This window comes from Lacibacter sp. (assembly GCF_035299325.1).
Taxonomy (GTDB): Bacteria; Bacteroidota; Bacteroidia; order Chitinophagales; family Chitinophagaceae; genus Lacibacter.
In genome coordinates this window covers 12,346-33,845 of the sequence record NZ_DATGWT010000013.1, presented here as the reverse complement: position 1 = coordinate 33,845, position 21,500 = coordinate 12,346, and the positions used below count along the sequence as shown (strand labels likewise).

Here is a 21,500-nt window from a genome sequence, read left to right as displayed (position 1 = left end):
CATATGAAGTCTGTTGTTTTGTTTTTTGCATTCCTCGTGAGTTTGCAGCTTTGTTATGCGCAAAAGACCGATCAGAAATTAAAGAAGCAGATCGAAGAACTGATCAGCGGTTTTAATGGTGAGATTGGTATTTATGTGAAGAGTTTAAAAACAGGAAAAATAGTTGCCATAAATGCTGATACTGTTTTTCCAACTGCAAGCATGGTGAAAGTGCCGATCCTGCTGGGAGTAATTGATAAGATCAACAAAGGCGAGTTGACTTACCATCAACCTATTATATACAACGATTCATTACTTTATGCAGGAGTTGATATACTCGGCTCTTATAAAAACAACGAACAGGTGGAGTTGTCGAAAGTGATCATGCTCATGCTCACCACCAGCGATAATACTGCAAGTTTATGGTTACAAAGTTTAGCCGGAACCGGTACACGCATCAATGAAATTATGCAGGAGCTTGGGTATAAGCATACAAGGGTCAATTCAAGAACACCCGGCCGTGAAGAAAACCGAACTACTTACGGATGGGGACAAACGACCCCCTTTGAAATGGCGAATATCATAGAACGCATTTACCGTAAAGAGATCTTTAACGACAGCAGCTGCATCCGCATGATGCGTTTGTTAGGCCGTAATTACTGGGATGAAGAAGGTTTGTCGTCTATTCCGCCAACGGTTGAAGTATTCAGCAAAAACGGAGCGGTAAATGCCAGTCGTAGTGAAGTGATGCTGGTGAATGCGCCACATCATCCTTATGTAGTTTGTATCATCACAAAAAACAATAAAGACCAAAGCTGGAATGCAAATAATGAAGCCTGGACACTAACCCGTAAGCTTTCTTCGTTATTGTGGAACTATTTTGAACCCAACATGAAGTTTTAAAATCCGTATACATTTGTTAAAGAAAGCCGGTCTTAAGGAACTGGTATTTGCTTTGAGCTTAGTTAGAAAAACCATCAACATATGAAACAACTTTTACCCATTCTTTTTATTGTGATCACATTTGCTGCCTGCAGGGGCAGCCGTTCTGCCAGCTACGGTGATGAGAAAGATCTTGCAACACTCATCAGCCGATTGAACAAAAAGGGAGCAGACGATAAGATCATCGCAGATCTGCAACAGGTATATAATAACGCCTACACAAAATCAATGCAGCGGCTGAACAATTACCAGTACGATCCTGCACCGGAGAAGTGGAATAAAATCATTCCCGAGCTGGAAGGTCTCCATCGTATGTACGAAACCGTTAGCCAGAGTGCTTATGCGGTTCGGTTATTGAAGCCCGCCAACGTTTATCCTCAGCTTGTTTCAACAAAAGATTCGGCTGCTGCAGACTATTACCAGTTTGGGGTTGAGCAATTGAATTTGAATACAAGAGAAAATAACAAAGAAGCATACTATGCTTTTCAACGTGCACAACAATATGTTCCTAACTATCGTGATGCAAAGCTCCGTATGAAGGAGGCGTTTGATCGCAGCATTGTAAACGTACTCATCAACCAGATACAATATGATCAGTTCGGCATGGGCGGAAACAATTGGGGATGGAATCAATACAGCAGCCGTGACCGTCAGCACCAGGCAAACATCATTCGTGATCTCGGCGGACAAAACTCAACAACCAATCCTGCACGTTTCTTTGATGAATACCAATTGCGTAGTATCGGTGCCGGTCCTGATCTTGTAGTTGATCTTGTTTGGCGGAATCTTCGTTTTGATCAGCCGCTTGACCAATCACGAACATACAACCGCAGTAAACAAATTGAAACAGGGAAAGATACTTCCGGTCGTCCTACCTACACAACAGTAACGGCTACAGTTCGTGTAACAAGGCGTGTACTGAATGCAGATGCTGATATGAATGTGATCATTACCGATGCTGTTACACGTAATCAAATCAAGTGGGATCAGTTGCCATCTGAATATCGTTATACTTATGAGTATGCTGAATACAGCGGCGACAAACGTGCACTTGATAATAACGATATTGCATTAATTAATCGTGGTAGTAACCAGCGTGTACCAACAAAAGAAGATGCCATGTCAGAAATGATGCAGCGGATTTACAGCAACCTGGTAAACAGGATAAGAAATACAGTGAGTTGGTAAGAGAAAGTTATGAGTTAGGGGCTATGTGTTACGGGTGTAGCACAATTTGCGGGTTATAGTTATTTCAACAACTGGTAAGCGATCAAACTTAAGATATAAGCAAGGCCTGTCATATACACGAGTTGTATGACGGGCCATTTCCAACTCCGGGTTTCACGTTTTACAATGGCGAGTGTGCTCATACACTGCATGGCCAACAAATAGAAGATCATCAATGATACACCTGTGGCAAGTGTGTACACTTTTGTTCCATCTGCTTTTACAGCCGCATGCATTTTTTGCCGAAGCGTTTGCTCATCAGCTCCATCACTGTCAACAGAATAAAGCGTAGCCATTGTTCCAACAAAAACTTCACGTGCTGCAAATGAAGTGATCAAGGCAATGCCAATTTTCCAATCGTAACCTAGTGGTTTAATTACCGGTTCAATGTATTGACCCATTACACCTGCATAAGAATTCTGCAACAGTGCAGTTTGTTTTTCTTTCTCAATCACCTCAGCATTCTGTGGTGCAGCTGCCAGGCGTTGTGCATATTCTGTATTTACTTTTTCAATCCTGTTACCGGGACCATAAGAACTCAATGCCCACAGTAACAAACTGATGACCATGATGATTTTACCGGCATCAAACACAAAGATCTTAGCCTTTTCGATCATGGTGATCACAACATTCTTATAACGAGGGTGGCGATATAACGGAAGCTCAAGAATAAAAAAGCTTTTCTCTTTCAGTTTGATAAAACGCTTGGCTACATATGAAACCACCAAGGCAATCACCACACTAAACACATAAAGACCCATCATGACCAACCCCTGCAAACTCAGGAAGCCAAGGAAATATGTTTTCGGAATTACCAGTGCAATGAGTATAGTATAAACAGGCAATCTGGCACTGCAACTCATGAGAGGAGTTACCAGGATCGTCAGCAATCGCTCTTTCTGGTTCTCAATATTTCGCACACTCATGATAGCCGGTACAGCACAGGCAAAGCCGCTGATCATCGGCATCACACTTTTTCCATTCAACCCTACTTTACGCATGATCTTATCGGTTAAAAAACCGATGCGTGCCATATAGCCTGTCTCTTCAAGTATAGTGATCAAACCAAACAGGATCATGATCTGTGGTACAAACACAAAGATGCCGCTCAAACCTGCGAGTACACCATTAATGAACAGATCAGTTAGCCATGTATCAGGCAACCAGCTGCTGAACCAGTTTGATGCTTTCAGGAAAAAGAGCTCGATCATATCCATGGGATACTGTGCGATCCAGAATATACTTTGAAAAAGCAGGAACAATACTGTAAGTAAAATGGCATAACCCCAGACACGATGAAGCAACACCCGATCGAGCTTTTCTGCGATCAATTGTTTTTTTACCGGCGATTCTTCGGTTATGGTATTCTGAACGATCTGCTTAATGCGTTGGTAACGCAGCATGATCTCCTCGGCCTGGATACGTGTATGCTGAACTTTGTTGCGTTGTTCGATCGTTTCAATTTTGTCCTGCATCGCTGCATTCAACAAAAACGATTCGTGGTTGATGAGGTGATGGATAGCTGCATAATCACTCAGGTGAGGCAAGATCTCTTTCACTTCATTTACCGCTTCAGTAGCAAGATTTTTATTGGGGATAAAATCAAAAGCCGGTGGACGGTATTGCTGCCTGGCAGTTGCTTCCACAGCTTTTTTCAACGCATCAATTCCTTTGTTCTTCCTTGGATTTACCGGAACAACAGGAATGCCCAACTCTCGCTCCAATCCTTTCAGATCAATGATAATGTCTTTCTTGCGGGCTACATCCATCATGGTAAGTGCCAGCACTGCCGGTATCTTCAGGTCGATGATCTGGGATACAAAGAGGAGGTTCCGTTTCAAGGTGCTTGCATCTGCCACAATCACCACCACATCTGCTTTTACATCTGTGTCCTGGTTCATGAGCACACGATAGCTCACCCATTCATCTGCACGTCGGGGATACAGGCTGTAAGAGCCGGGTAAGTCAATCAACTCGGCCCTTAAATCAGTACCCAGATTTAGTTCACCTGATTTTTTATCAACCGTAACGCCCGGGAAATTGCCCACTTTCTGGTTAAGACCGGTTAGGGTATTAAACAAAGAGGTTTTACCGCTGTTGGGGTTGCCAACTAATGCAATATGAATTTTGTTTGTGGCCATGAAAGCAAGTGCAAATGTAGGTGCAAAAAGATTGAGGCATTTACGAAGTTGGAAAGATTAGCTTCGGGTTTGTGAAATGCTGTTTAATTTTCTAAGCAACCTTACAGGGAAAGCACACATCTGTTTAACTTTGACCCTCAAATTAATTTGATATATGAAAAGCGTTCTTTCGTTTTTGTTTTTTCTACTCATTACCATTGGTTCTTTTGCACAAAAGCTGAGTAAGTCTGATAAACTGAGTTTGCTCAATCTCCGTACACATACAAGTTTTCTGGCTGATGATAAACTGGAAGGAAGAAGAACCGGTACAAAAGGCGAAGAGCTTGCTTATAAATACATCATTCAGGAGTTTCAACGAAACGGTGTGGAAGCAAAAGGTGAAAATGGTTTCCTCCAGGTGTTTGAGATAAACGAAGGAAAGCAAATACTTCCTTCCACCTTTTTTATTATCGATGGAGAACATTTAAAAGTTGATAAAGATTTTTTTCCTTTCAGTTGGAGTGCAAACGGAAGTATTGAAGCAATGGCTTCTCCCAGTTTGCATGAAGGCGGCAGCGCCTGGTTTTGGGATATAAAAGAATTGTTGGTAGAGAATGAAAACAATCCGCATTTTGATCTGCCGGGCGCCATCCGCACGAAAGAAAAAGATGCGGCGCAAAAAGGCGCCACTGCTTTGATCCTGTTTAATAGCGGAGCAAAAGATGCAGGGTTGAAGTATGATGCAAAAGATCGCTCAGCATTATCTACTATTCCTGTTATCTGGTTACAAAAGCGTATCGGCGATAAAATCGCTGCAGATCCATCGGCTATGCAGGACATTAAACTGAAAGTAGAACAAGGCGAGAAGATCAGGAAAGGACATAATGTAGTTGGTTATATTAACAACAATGCAGAAAGCACAATCATCATTGGCGCACACTACGATCATTTGGGTTATGGTGAAGATAACAACTCAAGACATACCGGAGGTTCAGCAATTCATAATGGTGCTGATGATAATGCAAGTGGCACAGCGGCATTGATCGAGTTAGGCCGTTTATTAAAAACTGAAGGCGCAAAAACAAGTAATTACCTGCTCATTGCTTTCAGTGGTGAAGAACTGGGATTGTATGGTTCAAAGTATTTTACTGATCATCCAACCGTTTCATTGAATACAGTGAATTACATGATCAATATGGATATGGTTGGTCGGTTTAATGATACTGCAAAAACAATTACTGTTGGTGGTATTGGTACATCACCAACATGGGGATCACTCATCAATGAAAAGAAACCTGCTTTCAGTATTAAAGTTGACAGCAGCGGTACCGGGCCAAGTGATCACACTTCTTTTTACAGAAAAGATATTCCAGTGTTATTTTTCTTTACCGGTCTGCACACCGATTATCATAAACCAAGTGATGATTTTGATAAGATCAATTACAACGGTCAGTTATTGGTTGTAAAATATATCACCCGTTTAATAGCACGAAGCAGCAAGGAACCAAAACTGGCGTTTACAAAAACACGTGAACAGCAAACAACCACTACTGCACGTTTTACTGTGAGCATGGGAATTATGCCCGATTATACATTCAGTGGCAATGGTGTAAAAGTGGATGGCGTAAGTGAAGGACGTGCAGCACAGAAAGCCGGTTTAAAGGCTGGCGATGTTGTAACAAAGCTGGGCGAATTTAATATCAGCTCTGTTGAGGCTTATATGCAGGCATTGAGTAAATTTAAAAAAGGTGACAGCACAAAAGTGAAAGTGAAAAGAGGTAACGAAGAACTTGAATTTGATATATCGTTTTAAAAATGGTTGGCAAAGACAGCAACCACGGCTGATTGCAAACATGAAACTCAAAATCGATAACGAACTGCTGGCGGAAGAATTCTTTGAGAATACACTTCTGCTTGGTGTAATGGCTCCTATGGAAAGCCAGAAGTTTGTTTGGCAGGTAAACCAATCCATGCGTTTCGATTTTCGATTGAATGATGATATCGAAATTCAGTTAACCAAGAAAAACAGGCAGTATTACTTTTCGGTTTTTGAATACAGGGAGCCAAACATGGTGTTGGAATATTATCTCTATAAGAATCAATTTGACGGCGAGTATCTGTTACCTGAATTCAAACACCTTGATTATTTATGGCTGACAAAAGGCGATCTGCCGGGTGAAGAAGATGAAAAAAAGTTGATCACTGATATTCGAAATATTCCCGGTGTACAGTTGGTGGTTGAGTTAACCAATGAAAAAATAAAGAACAAGCAGCATCTTATTTTATAACCTCACTCAATTGTAAACTTATGTGGACAGAAACAGATAACAAACTCTACCGCAAATTTGAATTCGCCGATTTCTCTGAAGCGTTTGCGTTTATGACTCGTGTAGCGTTAGAAGCTGAAAAGATGGATCATCATCCGTTATGGACCAATGCGTGGAATAAGGTGGAGATATGGCTGAGCACACACGATGCAGGTGATATTGTTACATCAAAAGATAAAAAGCTTGCCGACAAAATCGACAAGCTTTTATAGTATTCGTCTGACAACAACAGAATGCTTTTATTTAATAAACTGAAACCATTGCTGATAGTAGGTTCCTACAACAGGCAATGGTTTTTCTTCGCCATTTAATGCAGAGATCAACCCCAACACCCAAAGCACCACAAGTGCTATCCATATGATCGTAATTAAAAACGATAGAAAGGGAACCATAAACACCAGCATCCAGAAGGCAATGTAAATGGCCAGGCTTGTTACCATGATTCCAAAACTTTGTCGGAGATGATATGTAGCTAGTGAACTTTTTGGATTCAGATTGCCGTATGAAACATAAGCAATGATCCAGCCAATGAGGGTAAGATAGCTTACCCAGGCGATTGTTTTTGCGTCCATAAAAATTGGTTTAAGTTGATTACAGACAACTAATATACTCATCTATCATTGCCATTGCAATACATCAACTTAAAACCTGAACAACCTTTTCCGCTTTTGGAACAATTCGCCCGATTGGTTGTGTATATGCTTCAAGATTGTTTGCAGCAAGAATTTGCTGCACTTCAGTTAGCTGTTCTTCTTTTACAGCGATCAATAATCCGCCATTCGTTTGCGGATCAGGCAACAGGTTAAATGCTTCCATCACGTTCACGCCTGCACCAAAACCAACTTTGGTACTGTAGCTATTCCAGTTACGGTAGGTTGCGTCAGGAACAATGCGTTGCGCCAGGTATTCTTTTGCTGCCGCAATAAATGGTATTTGCTGATAAGAAAGCTCAGCAGAAACACCCGCACCTTCACACATCTCAATTAAATGTCCAAGCAAACCAAAGCCGGTTACATCTGTCATTGCTGTAACAGCATCGATCTTTCCAAGCAACTCGCCAACAGCATTAAGTTGTTTCATTTGTGTTGCTGCAAGTCCTTTATGTTGTTCTTTCAACACATCTCTTTTTTCTGCAGTGCTTAATACGCCAACACCAATGGGTTTGGTCAGTAGTAATACATTTCCTTCCTGTGCAGTATTGTTTTGTTTGAGATGTGCAATCTGTACCATTCCGTTTACGGCCAGGCCAAAGAATGGTTCCGGAGAATCAATGCTATGACCACCAGCTAAGGTGATACCAGCTTCGTTACAAATTGTTCTTGCACCATCCAATACCTGTTGCGCAATTGAAGCAGGTAGTTTTTCTACAGGCCATCCAAGTATCGCAATGGCAAGTAAAGGTTTGCCGCCCATTGCGTACACATCACTGATGGCGTTTGCTGATGCTATTTGTCCAAAGCTGAATGCATCATCAACAATTGGTGTAAAGAAATCAGTAGTGGAGATCATGGCCATACCATTACCGAGATCGTACACTGCTGCATCATCTTTACTGCTGTTGCCAACAAGTAAATTTTTATCTGCTATTGTTGATAATGTTGATTGTAATATCTGTTCCAGTACTGCAGGAGCTATTTTGCATCCGCAACCGGCGCCATGTGAAAACTGTGTGAGTCTGATTGTTTCTGAAAGCATGCGCAAATGTAAACCAGAATGCATTATTTCCTCGTAATACGAACGGCAGCGCTTTTCTTATTATCAGATTTAAACCTGATCTCGTAGACCAAGCCGCCGGTTTTTACAACAAGTACACCTGTGTTCGGAGGAATGGTTCCCTGGTTCTCGGCAAACAATATAAGTAAAAGACCTTCTTCAGTTTTGGGTAAAGCAATTGTTTGTTTGATTCCTTTATCAGATAATCCTATGCGATTAAGTAAAATACTGTTGTTAGTAAAAACAGAAACACTGTCGCCATCGATCAACCCATCATCATATAATTCTATTAAAACAGAGTCAGCATTTGTCTCAATACTTTTTACGATCTCAACAGTACGGGACGAAAGTTTAATGGAATCTTTATTGAGTATCGGCGACTGTTCAGGAGCAGATGGTTTTTCAACCTGCACTGCATTTTTTTGTTCGAGCACTTTGATCAGTCCTGACTTTGAAGGATCATCTTCTTTTTTCAAAAACGTTTTTCCACTTTCTTCAAAGAGTTGCGTCTTGCGTTTGTTTGATTGTTTCCATTCACCGCTTACTTCTTTTGTGTCACTGTTTAGGAAGAGAATATGACTTTGCAAAACACCTTCAGAGCCGGAAGGATTTTGATAAAGCGTTTTTGTTTCGGTGATCACCATATATCCCTCAAACAGGTTTCCTGCTATTTCACAAACAGCATAAAACTCACCGTTTACAACAGTAGAATACGAATAGCCGGAGATTTTGTTGCCATCCTGGAACAACAGCAATTCATATTTATATTCAGTTATCTGCTGCAGCGGATGATTGCTTGTAAAGCGGCCACGCCAAAGCCCTGCAATATCTTGTGCAGAAGAAAAAAGAGTGCTGCAGATCAGCACAAGGCTGAAAACAAGTTTCATACTGCAAAGAAAAACATTCAATTGCTATTGTGCTGTTATTCTTTTCGCTTTAATACAATCGACGAGCTTTTGTTGAGTGTTGAGCTGAAGTTTACCTGGTAACGTTCATTGGTTGTGGTAACGATCAGCAATCCTGTATTTGGTGGAATGCTTCCAAGGTTTTCAGCAAAGAGAGTAAGTTGTATAATTTCTCCTTTTGGAACAGCAATGGTTTTTTTATAAGCACTTGCCTTAATACCAATTCTTGATACAATCAATTCGTTGTTAAGAAACACACTTACCGTATCTCCATCGATCTCACCATTGTCGTACAACGATAACACCACACTGTCCTCTGATACTTCCAGCGCCTCAATTATTTCAACCTGGCGTTTCACAATTACAGGGTTATTAATTACCGGTGGCTTACCTGTTCCTGTTTGTGGTTGACCTGCTGTATTGCCGGCATTTACATTGCCAATGGTACTGATACTTGATTGAGTTGGTTGATTAGTTGCAGCAGGCGTTACAATAGCCGGTGTTGTTGGTTTTTGCTCAACAGGTTTATTGGCAACTGTTGATGTATTCTGCTGCTGATTTGTTGTGGCAGGAGTAGTTGGTTTAGATGTTGTTACAGCCGGACCTGTTTGCTGGGGTTTCGGTTGCTGCTGATTAACGGCAACATCATTTGGTTTTGTTGTTGCTGGTTTATTAGTAGTTACTATTGGTTGAGTTTGTGTTGTTGTTACTGGTGGTTTATTGTTTGTCTGATTAACAGCAACTGTTGTTGGCTGAGGTTTCGGTTGTTGCGGATTATTAGCTCCAACGGATGTTTTATTTGTTGAGTCCGCAGGTTTAGTTGCAACAGGTTTGTTTTGTTGTGTAGTTGTTACAGCAACGGTATTGTTACCAGTTGTGTTTGCAGGTCTGTTGGTATTGGTAACAGGTGTTTGATTCTGCGGAGTATTTGTGACAGGCGGTTTGTTGTTTGGCTGATTAACAGCAACATCATTAGGTTTTGTTGGTGTTTGTTGTTGATTGTTAACCGCAATAGTTGTTCTGTTGCTTGAATCTTTTGAAGGAGTTACAACCGGTTTTGTTTCGTCGGGTTTTGTAACTGCAACATTGTTTGTTGCAATGGAATCTTTCGAAGTTTTTACCTCCGGCTTATTTTGCGTTGAAGGAGCTGTTGTTGGTTTGTTGTCATTTGGCTTGTTGACTGCTATATCTATTGGCTGAGGTTTTGTTGGCGTTGAAACCAGTACTGGCTTAGGATCATCAAACATCATTTCTTTCGTGAGCTTTTTTTCTTCCAGGCGTTTGTATAACTGCGTAGCCAAATAATTCCGTTCTCTGTTCACAACAAGCTTGCCCGGTATTGCATATATGTTTCGCCAGCTCGATGTATTCCATTCTCCAATTAAAACCGATGCCGTGTCAACAATGTCTTTGATGTTGAACATGTACACGGTCTTAATACCTTTTGTTTTTTGCTCAAAGTTGTTTGAAACAGATTTTTCGTCTTCAACAATCAATACACTGTCTTTAATACGTGCTTTTACTTTTACGAGGTTATAGTACAACACATCATCGATCAAAAACAAGCGCTGGCAGTAGCCATACAGTTCACCGTTCTTTTCTTTTAACGTCAATTCAAAATCTACTGAATACTTTAAACTGTCAGAAACCATCTTTCCTTTGTACACACCGGTAACCACCTGCGTCTTACCAAAGAATGAAAGGGAGCAGAAAAATAGGAGAAGTAAAAAGTTTTTCATGAGCCTTTGTTTTAGCTACACCTGCAGCTGTAATAGTTGTTTAATATTGGATTCCTGAACGGTTTCGCAGGGTATCTTTACTAATAACGCCTGAAGGTTCTCTCTATTATGCAAACCCTTTGAATACCATTTGTCGTAATAGGTAAGTAAGATACGGAAACAATCTTCCACCCGGTCTTCAACAAGGGCATTAATAGCCTCTTTGGTCTCCAGACCACCCAGTCTTTTTTTGATGCGGATGACGGCATTCACAAGTCGCTCACGTTCATGTTTTCCGTATTCAGCCACAATATGCTTCAATCGCTCCTCAAAAGGAATATCAAGAAAATAGACAGGGGATGTTCGCATTTGTTTCCAAAGGCTCATGGGTGTATTTACATCTCCAATGCGCTGGCTTTCATCTTCGATCCAGATAGCTGCTGGATTTTTAGATGCTTCATAAAGGGCAAGCGCTAATTTATTTTCAAATTGTTCCTGAGAAGGTTGGGGCGGCATTCCCAGGTTACCAAAGGCAGACCCTTTATGATGAGCCAGCGCTTCGAGATTTATTACGTTTTCACCTGCTTTGGCAATTTTTTCCAGTAAAGGTGTTTTACCTGAACCAGTAAAGCCAGCAAGAATGCGAAAGGAATAAGTTTTTTCAAACTGATCAAGCGCCCACCTGCGAAAAGATTTATAACCGCCAACAAGTGTGTAAACATTAAAGCCATAAAGATCCAGCAACCATGCAACACCCCCGCTACGCATGCCACCACGCCAGCAATGAACAAGAACTGTTTTATCATTTCTGTCAGATCCCGACTGGGCCGATTTCTTGCGGATGATCTCATTACAGTCCTCCACCAGCTTTTCTGCCTCTTCCACCATACTCCGCATTTTCACACCAAAGAACGTAAGGCCGATCTTGATTGCTTCTTGCCGGCTTTGTTGTTTATAAGCAGTGCCAACTACTTTGCGTTCTTCGTCAGAAAATAAAGGAAAGGAATAGGCACCGGGAATTTTCGCATGTTTGTATTCACCGGGACTGCGTACATCCAATACAGGATAAGTAGCAGCAAGCGAAAGAAACTCTTCGATATTTATTTTTTGAATAGCCATAACACCAACACACAAATTTACTTAGTTCGTCTTGCAACAATAATGGAGATAAGCCAAAGCAAAAGCGAAATGCAGAAGAAGAGAATAGTAAGTTGTTTGGCAATAAGAAAAAGTTCAAGGTTGCTGGTGAAAAACCAGGCGTAGCACATAACAATAAACGCAAACATTCCGAATGCCCTGCTGATGTTACCGAACCTTTGAAGCATAGTACAAAGCAAAAAGCCCTGCAGATGTCTGCAGGACTTTTATAAGTTTAATTTTCTTTGATCTGGATGTTTACTTCTTTTCCCTTCTTCTCCACATTGATGTTTCCGCTGTCACCGGTTTTGATTTCTATTTTGCCATCCTTTCCCTCGATCTTAATTCCATCTTTAGAATTGATTTTGATGCTTGCAGAATCATCTCCGGTAATGGAAATGCCTTCTTTACTGATCTTTATTTCACCAGAGTCGCCACTGATCTCAATTTTTGACTCACTGCTTTGTTTTTCATTATCTGATTGCTGCGAATCACCACAACTAAAAAGAGTAAGTAACAATGCTGAAAGAAAAAAGTATTTCATACGAAGAGTTTAAAATTGTTTAACCATTCATGCTGATAAGAAACTCGTTGTTGTCTTTCGTTCCACGCATGTGTTGCAACAATGTATTAATTGCTTCTTCTGTATTCATGTCAGCCATGTGCTTGCGCAGGATCCACATACGTTTAGCAGTGTCTTTATCAAGTAACAGATCATCACGACGTGTACTTGAAGCAACAATATCAATTGCAGGGAATACACGTCTGTTGGCCAGCTTACGATCAAGAGCCAATTCCATGTTACCTGTTCCTTTAAATTCTTCAAAGATCACTTCATCCATCTTGCTACCAGTATCAACAAGCGCCGTCGCAATAATGGTTAATGATCCGCCATTTTCAATTTTACGTGCAGCACCAAAGAACTGTTTTGGTTTTTGCATAGCGTTTGCTTCAACACCACCACTCAATACTTTACCACTTGAAGGTGCTACGGTATTGTGCGCACGTGCCAAACGTGTAATTGAATCTAACAGGATAATTACATCATGACCGCACTCAACCAAACGCTTTGCTTTTTGTAAAGCGATGGTACTTACTTTCACGTGTTTCTCTGCAGGTTCATCAAACGTGCTGGCAATAACTTCTGCTTTCACGCTACGTTCCATATCAGTTACCTCTTCCGGACGCTCATCAACCAGTACGATCATCAGGTAACATTCCGGATGGTTTTCTGCAATGGCGTTCGCCAGTTCTTTCAACAGCATCGTTTTACCTGTTTTTGGCTGGGCAACGATCAATCCACGTTGTCCTTTACCAATTGGGGTAAACAGATCCATAATACGTGTGCTGTAATTATTGGAAGTAGTTGTAAGATTTAATTTCTCGTAAGGAAATAACGGTGTTAGATAATCAAACGGCACACGGTCACGCACTTCATCAGGACGCTTCCCGTTGATGGTATCAACTTTCAATAAGGCAAAATATTTTTCACCTTCTTTTGGAGGACGAACAGAACCGTAAACGGTATCACCTGTTTTTAAGCCAAATAGTTTTATTTGTGATGGAGATACATACACATCATCGGGACTTGATAAATAGTTGTAATCGCTGCTGCGTAAGAAACCGTATCCATCAGGCATCATTTCCAACACACCTTCACCTTGTATCACACCATCAAACTCAATGTTGAAAGGTTGTTCACGCTTATTATTTTGAAACTGTCGTTGTTGATGCTGCTGGTTTTGCGGGCGCTCATTTGGTTGCGGATTTTCAGCTTCCTGGTTTGATTCGGCCAATTGCTCTCCTAATTCCATTTCAGGAGGACCTGCCACAAAATCATCTTCACCCGGTAATGTAAAACCAGGAGGAATAATGGGTTCAGGCAGTTCAGTTTTCTTCAGCACTTTTTTAGGTGCAGCTGCAGGCGCTTCCTCTTTCTTTTTGCGAACCTTAGGAGCAGCAGTTTCCTTATCGCCACTTTCCACAACAGCTTCTTCAGTACCGGAAGCAGTGGTGGTCTTTACAATGCGTTTGCGCTTTTTATCGTCTGCGCCTTTGTTTTCACTTGCCATAACAGCTTGATTATCGAGGATTTTATAAATGAGTTGTTGCTTATCTAATTTTTTAGCTCCTGCAATTTTTAATTGCTCGGCTACGTCTAGCAACTCAGGAACGAGCATGTCGTTCAATTGTAGAATGTCGTACATAAGAGATTAATTCATTAACACGGATAGAAAGTCTGGGACTTGTTTTTAGATCTGAAAGTTTGTGTTGATAAAAGTTAAAGGGAACCTGGAACGACCGAATTTGATGAGCTTATGGAAGATCGGATTTTTAAATATCAGTCTGAATCCAATGCAATGTTACGGTAAAATCGGAAAAAAGGAAAAAAAATTAGCAGAGGTGTATTTTTTAACAAAAGGCAGGCATAGCAGGCCATACAGCAGAAAATCAATACTTAGTGATGGTCAATAATTATCTTTGCCGCTCAAAATTTCAGCTTTTATGTTTAACAAAAGGGTTAAGATCAAAGAATTGCTTAGTCAGGAGCCACAACAACAGGAAGTAACAGTGATGGGTTGGGTACGCACGTTCCGCAATAACCAGTTTATTGCCTTGAACGATGGCAGTACCAATAATAACCTGCAAGTTGTGTTGGAGTTGGGCAAGTTTGATGAAGAAACCCTGAAGCGAATCACTACATCGGCTTCATTAAAGGTTACCGGAACTGTTATTCCTTCGCTTGGAAAAGGTCAGAAACTTGAAGTGAAAGCAAGTTCATTAGAAATATTGGGTGATAGTGATGCAGAAAAATATCCTTTGCAACCCAAAAAACATAGTCTTGAATTTTTACGTGAAATAGCACATTTGCGTTTCCGCACTAATACATTTGGTTCGGTATTTCGTCTTCGTCATGCATTGGCATTTGCAGTGCATAATTTTTTTAATGAGAAGGGTTTTATTTATTTACATACCCCCATCGTTACAGCAAGTGATGCGGAAGGTGCCGGTGAAATGTTCCGTGTAACAACATTGCCTTTTGATAACCCGCCACGTAATGAAGATGGCTCGGTTAATTTCAAGGAAGATTTCTTTGGCCGGTCTTCAAACTTAACGGTAAGTGGTCAGCTCGAAGGTGAACTGGGTGCAACAGCATTTGGCGAGATCTATACTTTTGGTCCAACCTTCCGTGCTGAAAATTCGAATACAGCTCGTCACCTGGCTGAGTTCTGGATGATTGAACCGGAAATGGCTTTCTGTGATCTGGAAGATAACATGAACCTTGCTGAAGAGTTCATTAAATACATCATCCGTTATGCAATGGAAAATAACAGGGAAGACCTCGAGTTTCTTGCACAACGTTTGGCTGATGAAGAAAAACAATTGCCACAAGACAAGCGCAGCGAATTAGGGCTGATAGAAAAACTGGAGTTTGTATTAAACAACGATTTTGAACGTATTACGTACACTCAAGCAATCGATATATTATTACAGTCACCTGCTTACAAAAAGAAGAAGTTTCAATACGAAGTAAAATGGGGTATTGATATGCAGAGTGAGCATGAGCGTTATCTGGTTGAAAAACATTTCAAGAAACCGGTAATCGTTACAAATTATCCGGCTGCCATTAAAGCCTTTTATATGCGCCAGGATGATGGCTGTGAGCCAGGAAAAGAAACGGTTGCTGCGATGGATATTCTTGCACCGGGCATTGGCGAAATTGTTGGAGGTTCACAACGTGAAGAGCGCATGGATAAACTGATGAAACGTATGGAAGAGATGCATGTTCCTGCTGAGGAGTTATGGTGGTATCTTGATACCCGTCGTTTCGGTACTGTTCCGCATGCAGGTTTCGGGTTAGGTTTTGAGCGTATGGTACAATTTGTAACCGGTATGGGAAACATCCGTGATGTGATTGCTTTCCCCCGCACGCCCAAGAACTGCGAGTTTTAAGCAACAAGCAGCTTAAAAAGACGTTGTAGTATCTTTATACAAAACCTGAACCATGCAAAAAACGCTGTTTATCTGTACGATTCTGTCTATTGTTCTGTCTGCGGGGAATTGTAAGAAGTCCTCAACCCCTGATCCGGGATCGCCTGCTTCTTCCTATCAGCCAACAACAACGGGCAGCGAGTGGAACTATACTACAACCGGTACAACTGCATCAGGTCCGGTTAATACATCGTTTAAACTAACAGCTACTTCCAAGGATTCTGTGTCCAATGGGAAAACGTTCAGGGTTTTTTCCAATACAGCAGGCGCCAATGAATATTATGTAAAAGTTGGTAATGATTATTCCCGGATATCGTCATTGGCTTCAGTTACTAACCAGGTGGAACTTTTGTATTTAAAAGATAACCTGAGTGCAGGTGCGAGTTGGAGCGAGATAAAAAATGTTGTAGTAACCGGAGCGCCCTTTCCTGTAGACGTTAATATTAACTACACCGTCATTGGAAGCAAGTTTGACACATCTTTCAATGGAAATAGTTTTAAGGAATGTATTCGTATAAAAGTTACACCAACTATTACCGGCCTTACAATCAACGAGAACAACATTACATACCTGTTTGCCAAGAATGTGGGTATGATCTCAAATAAGGTTCGGTTAAAAGTAACTATGCTTGCAATGGATGTAGATACTGAAACAAAGCTGGGTGCTTACATCATTAAATAATTTATTTCTTCATTATTTTTTCAACTTCATCCATAGCCTGTTTGCGGATGAGGTCTGTTATTTGTTGTTCAAGTTTTCGCATGCGTGCGTATAGTTTCAGAATAACAAAATAAAACAGCACAATGCAGATATATAAAACAAGATCGGTACCACGACCAACGCCCAGTTTGTTGGCTAATAAACTTGTCCACTCCGGAAAAAGAATAAACAATACGGCAGCTGCAATTAGTATGAACAGCAGCAGCACATCTGCAATTCGGTTACGCAAGCGAACAAAATAGAACAGACCTGTAAACAGAAATCCGATGATGAGTATGAACTGAATGGGTGTCATCGCAATAGTTTATGTAAAAGTAAATCGAAAAGAATACGAATGCTGTTCCATCCTGATTGACCTTTTGCTCTGGAATAAGCTGTGTAACGAACTTCAACTGCAATTTCTGTAAACCTGAGTTTGTGTTTTTTCACGAGTATCAAAATCTCCGATGCATGTGCCATCCGGTTTTCTTTAATGCGCATCAGTTCTGCTGCCTTTCTGTTAAAGGCACGTAAGCCATTATGTGCATCACTCAGCAAAAGTCCTGTGAAAAGAAAGTTTACATAACGTGCCGTATGTAATAACATTGAACGGGCAAAAGGAAGTGATGATTGTTTGTTTAAGAATCTGGAACTAAACACAACATCTGCTTCGTTGCTTTGAATTGGTTCAAGTAGACGTTCTATAGCTGAAAAATCGTGCTGCCCATCAGCATCAAAGTGCACAATACAGGAGGCCCCTTTTGACAGGGCATATTGTGTTCCCGTTTCCAACGCTGCACCTTGTCCAAGATTCTGCGGATGACGGATAACTATAACAGGCAAATCAGAAAGAAACTTTTCTTGTTCGTTTGTAGAGCCGTCGTCAACAATAACAATTTCATAGCCCCCATTCAGAAGTGGTTCTACTGTTGAGCGAAGAACCGTCTCTTCATTAAAGGAAGGAATGACGATGAATATTGCAGAGTTGGTCATAAGCTCCAGTAAAGGTAATTAAGATTGGTTGCAGGAAAGTGTCATCTGTTGGGCGGCAACACTGTAGAGTAGATAATAAAATTCGTTCTTGTAAAAACCGGAACAGCATTATACTCCTTAATTAGAGCCAGATCTGCGGATGGAGCATCCTTTTTACTGATGATAAGCAAACGAACCTTTTTTGTTGTTTGAAGTTTTTTGCCGGTAAGCAAGGAAGTCTTCTTGGTTATTGCCACATTTTTGATGTAAGGAAAAAAAGTAAAATAGGGCTCATTGTAAGTTAGTACGGTTGGCAGTTCATCATTGGCAAATGTTTGGAGATAGTTTTGCGCTGCGGCCCTGTCTGTCCGGTTACTTAATTCTTTATCTGGAATATTATGAGTTGCCAGGTTATAATAGAACTTCAATGTAAGTGTAAGATTGTAGACTATCGATAAGGTAAACAGCATAACTAAGATGCGCTTTATAATAACCGACCATATCGCCCATTTCTCTTTCACTAACCAAAACGTTAATACCAATAATAAAATGGATGGAACAATATAGTATCTGCCTTCGTTTACATAGGTCCAGCCGCCGGGTTGTCCGGTACGACTGTTGTGCGTAATAGACAGCCCAACAAGAACAGCTACAGGAAGCAGAAGAAACGGAATTGTTGTTAAGATGCTGAGAGTTTGTTTAAGTCCTTGTTGATCTTTATCCTCCTTTTCTTGTTGAATACGAATAACGAAAAAACGTACCGCAACAATCACAAATGCAAATAGAAGAAAGGCCGTAATAATGTAATAGATGTATCGAACAGGATTAAGTAGAGTACTCCATGTATTTTCAATATAGGAGATGTTGAGAAATGTTTTAAATACGAAAGGGTAGAAATTTTGCAGGTTAAATAGAAAGAAACCTGATTTGTCCATTGCCAACGATTGCTCAATTGGCTGGGATGTGTAAAGAAACAAAAAGTACTCCTGCAGGAAGATGAAGAGAATCACAAGCGAGAGTGAAAGGACAGACCAAGTGATAAGTTTTTTGTCTTTTAAGAAGAATGCCGATGCTAAAAGATAAAATGGGAACAAGAGGCTAACAGGATAGTATTGATATCGAAAAGCAGAAGGAAGAAAAAACAGAAGCGATATGATGAGAAGCTGTACAGTATTTGTATGCTTGTCTTTTTTTAATTCTCTAACTAATACCAGCAAAGCCCAGATACAAAAAAGCGCAGCAGCGAGGTCACTAAAACCAGGCCTTTTAATTAGTTCAGGGTTTAAGGCAAATACAATGAAAACATAAATGATGTATTGAGTGTTCAGACCAATTTCCTTGCAAAAGAGATAGAGCACCCGTATGAGTCCAAGCAACGTAATTGAGAGTAATGATATATCTGCAAGGTAGAAGCTTCCGGTAAATTTTAGAAATAAGGTTGTCGTCAAAGTTACAAGTGGCGGCCATAAGCGCAAGCCTTCAAAATAAAAGGCAGAGAGGTCTTCAGGTGATGAGCGGATAAAACCCATGCCATGTCCATCGATGAGATTCTGAGCTGCGGAATTGATCAGCATATAATCGGTCATATGCAACGGGAAACAATACAAAAGAAGAAGGCGTGTAATAAAAGCAAACGCCAAAACGATTTGCAGTTGTCGTGTTACACTCATTGTACTTTAGTTGCTTTGAATTAGATGACTTTTTTGATAGGCTTCTATTCTGTCTCTTACATTTTTCCTTATGGAGTAATAAAACAGGTTCATATCTCCCGCATGATAATTTTTGGTGCGTAAAAAAATACTGTAGAAAAACCGGGGTCTGTTTATCCAAAGTACGCCATTGTGATTCTTAGCACCATTTGTCCGCTTGTAGGGTTTATTAAACTTAAACAGAACCGCTCCCTTGTTTTCTTTTCTTGAAACAGCGGAATCAGACAGTGTCCAGATCAATGGATTTACAGACCATGTTTTCCCTTCTTCTTTTTGAACATAATCTGGCAGGTATCCTTTTCGGAATGTTCGCCATGTAACAAAACAATTTGTTTCATTTGGAGCTCTGCATGGTTCCATAACAGAGAAATAATTTAGCGGCACGCCTAATCCAATGATATAAGCACACACCAGCTTATCTGAAAGTGGCTTGTTTTCAAAAAACTCCTTAAGCAATCTTCCGGCATGATAAGTACCCTGGCTGTGTGATGCAATAATGATCGGTCTGTTATTGTTATGTTTTTCAAGATAATAAAGGAATGCTTTTTTTACATCTGCATAAGCAAGTTCAAGGGCCGCTTGTGATTGCGGTTGATCAAAGGAATAGAAAGAATAGATATGAGCCTGCCTGTATCGTGGAGCAAACACCCTGCAGTTGCCATTAAAGATACTTGCCTGGTATAAAATGGAAGTATAGTCAGTTTTTGCATTGAGTGTGTCATTGGCGAGAGAGGCATTCCATACTTTTCCAGCAACAGCTTTTGATGTTAAACTGGTAGGATGTATGAAGAAAACATCGGCTAAACTATCTCTTGGTTCTAATAGTAAGGGCTTTGGAATACTGTCTGAAGGGTCTTTTTTTGAAGGATGAGCTGCCCAGAAGCGAAGGTCCGAATAGTCAGGAACGCTGTCGGCTGCTGTAAATTCCTTTTTGTATTTCTCCATATGCGTCAGATAGGAAGGCCTGCACGCACCCAGGAAAAGAAGGACGATTTGTAATACAATTAAAAAAGCTTTCGTTGATTCAATCAATTTTGTAATTTTTGCAAGCCAAACCTAACAGAATTACATCAAATACTTTATTAATTAAAAGAGTTTATTATGACAATTCCGGTTGTTGATCTTGCCGAGTTCACCAGTGGTGACCCTGTTTTAAAGCAGAAGTTTGTAAATGAACTTGGTAGGGCATATGAGGAGGTTGGCTTTGTAGCAGTAAAAAATCATGGAGTACCCGATCACCTTATTTCGGATCTGTATAAGTATGTCCAGCAGTTCTTTTCGCTCCCTTTGGAAAAGAAAAAAGAGTATGAAATTCCAGAACTGGCCGGCCAACGTGGTTACACGTCTTTTGGAAAAGAGCATGCAAAGGGGAGTGATGCTCCGGATCTGAAGGAATTTTTTCAATATGGACAAAAGGCTGAAGGCGAAGAGTACGTTCCGGAGGAATACCCGGAGAACGTTCAGGTTGGTGAAATACCGTCCTTCAACCCAACATTTCATTCAGCTTACCGATCGTTTGAAGAATCGGGCAAAAAACTGTTGCAGGCCATTGCGTTGTATTTAGGACTCGATGAATTTTATTTTGATAACTGGGTGCGGAACGGAAACTCTATACTCCGGGCCATTCATTATCCCCCAATAACAAACGAACCTAAAACTGCGATCAGGGCGGAACAACACGAAGACATTAACCTGATAACGCTGTTGGTGGGAGCTTCGGCAGATGGATTACAGATTCTCACAAAACAAAACGAATGGGTGGGCGTAACATCTTTACCAGAACAGATCGTTGTGAATGTCGGTGACATGCTGCAACGCTTAACTAATAATAAATTACGATCCACAACTCACCGTGTAGTTAATCCACCAAGAGAGCTGTGGCATACATCAAGATTTTCGATTCCCTTCTTTTTACACCCAAAAGGAAATATGTCGCTCGCATGTTTGGAAAGTTGTGTTGATAAAGAAAATCCAAAACATTATCCTGATGCAACTGCTGGAGAGTATCTTGATGAGCGCTTACGTGAAATTGGATTAAAGAAGTAAACCATTTAAATC

General features: G+C 40.7%; 20 protein-coding genes. 8 read left to right on the top strand and 12 right to left on the bottom strand.

Translation table 11 applies throughout. The features are described from left to right. The first annotated feature begins 3 nt into the window (after nucleotides 1-3). Both VK159_RS08215 and VK159_RS08210 read left to right on the top strand, forming a co-directional pair. On the top strand, nucleotides 4-882 hold the full coding sequence (locus VK159_RS08215; RefSeq protein ID WP_324229645.1) for a serine hydrolase: 879 nt from the start codon (nucleotides 4-6) through the stop codon (nucleotides 880-882). An 81-nt stretch (nucleotides 883-963) separates the two neighbouring features. After that, complete coding sequence (locus VK159_RS08210; RefSeq protein ID WP_324229644.1) at nucleotides 964-2,109, top strand: hypothetical protein; 1,146 nt, start codon at nucleotides 964-966, stop codon at nucleotides 2,107-2,109. Between the two features lie 59 nt (nucleotides 2,110-2,168). Here the strand turns inward: VK159_RS08210 and feoB are convergent, their stop codons facing one another. Beyond that, a complete protein-coding gene (feoB, locus tag VK159_RS08205; RefSeq protein ID WP_324229643.1) occupies nucleotides 2,169-4,289 on the bottom strand; it encodes a ferrous iron transport protein B in 2,121 nt (706 codons plus the stop codon). Between the two features lie 154 nt (nucleotides 4,290-4,443). Between feoB and VK159_RS08200 the strand changes: the two genes are divergently transcribed. Genes VK159_RS08200 through VK159_RS08190 form a run of 3 tightly spaced genes read left to right on the top strand, consistent with a single transcriptional unit; the run spans nucleotide 4,444 to nucleotide 6,807 of the window. Beyond that, entirely contained in the window at nucleotides 4,444-6,081 is a 1,638-nt protein-coding gene (locus tag VK159_RS08200; protein ID WP_324229642.1) for a M28 family peptidase, read from the top strand. Nucleotides 6,082-6,121: 40 nt separating this feature from the next. After that, nucleotides 6,122-6,556, top strand: coding sequence for an IPExxxVDY family protein (locus VK159_RS08195; RefSeq protein WP_324229641.1), 435 nt, complete (start codon nucleotides 6,122-6,124; stop codon nucleotides 6,554-6,556). Between the two features lie 20 nt (nucleotides 6,557-6,576). Next, nucleotides 6,577-6,807, top strand: coding sequence for a 4a-hydroxytetrahydrobiopterin dehydratase (locus VK159_RS08190; protein WP_324229640.1), 231 nt, complete (start codon nucleotides 6,577-6,579; stop codon nucleotides 6,805-6,807). Nucleotides 6,808-6,834: 27 nt separating this feature from the next. Here the strand turns inward: VK159_RS08190 and VK159_RS08185 are convergent, their stop codons facing one another. The 7 genes from VK159_RS08185 to rho all read right to left on the bottom strand — a co-directional run bounded on the left by VK159_RS08185 (nucleotide 6,835) and on the right by rho (nucleotide 14,248). Continuing rightward, nucleotides 6,835-7,167 (bottom strand): hypothetical protein, encoded by a 333-nt coding sequence (locus VK159_RS08185; protein ID WP_324229639.1) that lies wholly within the window; start codon nucleotides 7,165-7,167, stop codon nucleotides 6,835-6,837. A gap of 64 nt (nucleotides 7,168-7,231) precedes the next feature. Next, entirely contained in the window at nucleotides 7,232-8,290 is a 1,059-nt protein-coding gene (gene selD / locus VK159_RS08180; RefSeq protein ID WP_324229638.1) for a selenide, water dikinase SelD, read from the bottom strand. Between the two features lie 23 nt (nucleotides 8,291-8,313). Then, nucleotides 8,314-9,195 (bottom strand): hypothetical protein, encoded by an 882-nt coding sequence (locus VK159_RS08175; RefSeq protein ID WP_324229637.1) that lies wholly within the window; start codon nucleotides 9,193-9,195, stop codon nucleotides 8,314-8,316. A gap of 35 nt (nucleotides 9,196-9,230) precedes the next feature. Further along, nucleotides 9,231-10,952 (bottom strand): hypothetical protein, encoded by a 1,722-nt coding sequence (locus VK159_RS08170; protein WP_324229636.1) that lies wholly within the window; start codon nucleotides 10,950-10,952, stop codon nucleotides 9,231-9,233. 15 nt (nucleotides 10,953-10,967) lie between these two features. After that, nucleotides 10,968-12,050: a tRNA 2-selenouridine(34) synthase MnmH gene (gene mnmH, locus VK159_RS08165; protein ID WP_324229635.1), complete on the bottom strand. Its 1,083-nt coding sequence runs from the start codon at nucleotides 12,048-12,050 to the stop codon at nucleotides 10,968-10,970. A gap of 253 nt (nucleotides 12,051-12,303) precedes the next feature. After that, a complete protein-coding gene (locus tag VK159_RS08160) occupies nucleotides 12,304-12,612 on the bottom strand; it encodes a hypothetical protein (protein ID WP_324229634.1) in 309 nt (102 codons plus the stop codon). A 19-nt stretch (nucleotides 12,613-12,631) separates the two neighbouring features. Then, the gene (rho, locus tag VK159_RS08155; RefSeq protein ID WP_414672822.1) at nucleotides 12,632-14,248 is read right to left on the bottom strand and encodes a transcription termination factor Rho; all 1,617 of its coding nucleotides are present in this window, start codon (nucleotides 14,246-14,248) and stop codon (nucleotides 12,632-12,634) included. Between the two features lie 325 nt (nucleotides 14,249-14,573). On the opposite strand from rho, the gene asnS reads away from it, so the two are divergent. Both asnS and VK159_RS08145 read left to right on the top strand, forming a co-directional pair. After that, complete coding sequence (gene asnS, locus VK159_RS08150) at nucleotides 14,574-16,022, top strand: asparagine--tRNA ligase (protein WP_324229632.1); 1,449 nt, start codon at nucleotides 14,574-14,576, stop codon at nucleotides 16,020-16,022. Nucleotides 16,023-16,074: 52 nt separating this feature from the next. Beyond that, nucleotides 16,075-16,743 carry a hypothetical protein gene (locus VK159_RS08145; protein WP_324229631.1) on the top strand — a complete coding sequence of 223 codons (669 nt, stop codon included), beginning with the start codon at nucleotides 16,075-16,077 and terminating at the stop codon, nucleotides 16,741-16,743. A gap of 1 nt (nucleotide 16,744) precedes the next feature. On the opposite strand, the gene VK159_RS08140 is transcribed toward VK159_RS08145, so the two are convergent. Genes VK159_RS08140 through VK159_RS08125 form a run of 4 tightly spaced genes read right to left on the bottom strand, consistent with a single transcriptional unit; the run spans nucleotide 16,745 to nucleotide 20,387 of the window. Further along, on the bottom strand, nucleotides 16,745-17,077 hold the full coding sequence (locus VK159_RS08140) for a DUF2304 domain-containing protein (protein ID WP_324229630.1): 333 nt from the start codon (nucleotides 17,075-17,077) through the stop codon (nucleotides 16,745-16,747). Continuing rightward, a complete protein-coding gene (locus tag VK159_RS08135; protein WP_324229629.1) occupies nucleotides 17,074-17,754 on the bottom strand; it encodes a glycosyltransferase family 2 protein in 681 nt (226 codons plus the stop codon). Before VK159_RS08135 ends, VK159_RS08140 begins: the two co-directional genes overlap by 4 nt. Before the next feature lie 41 nt (nucleotides 17,755-17,795). Beyond that, a complete protein-coding gene (locus VK159_RS08130) occupies nucleotides 17,796-19,403 on the bottom strand; it encodes a hypothetical protein (RefSeq protein WP_324229628.1) in 1,608 nt (535 codons plus the stop codon). A 6-nt stretch (nucleotides 19,404-19,409) separates the two neighbouring features. Continuing rightward, on the bottom strand, nucleotides 19,410-20,387 hold the full coding sequence (locus tag VK159_RS08125) for a DUF3089 domain-containing protein (protein WP_324229627.1): 978 nt from the start codon (nucleotides 20,385-20,387) through the stop codon (nucleotides 19,410-19,412). Between the two features lie 156 nt (nucleotides 20,388-20,543). On the opposite strand from VK159_RS08125, the gene VK159_RS08120 reads away from it, so the two are divergent. Next, nucleotides 20,544-21,488, top strand: a complete 945-nt coding sequence (locus VK159_RS08120) for an isopenicillin N synthase family dioxygenase (RefSeq protein WP_324229626.1) — start codon at nucleotides 20,544-20,546, stop codon at nucleotides 21,486-21,488. Nucleotides 21,489-21,500: the final 12 nt, after the last annotated feature.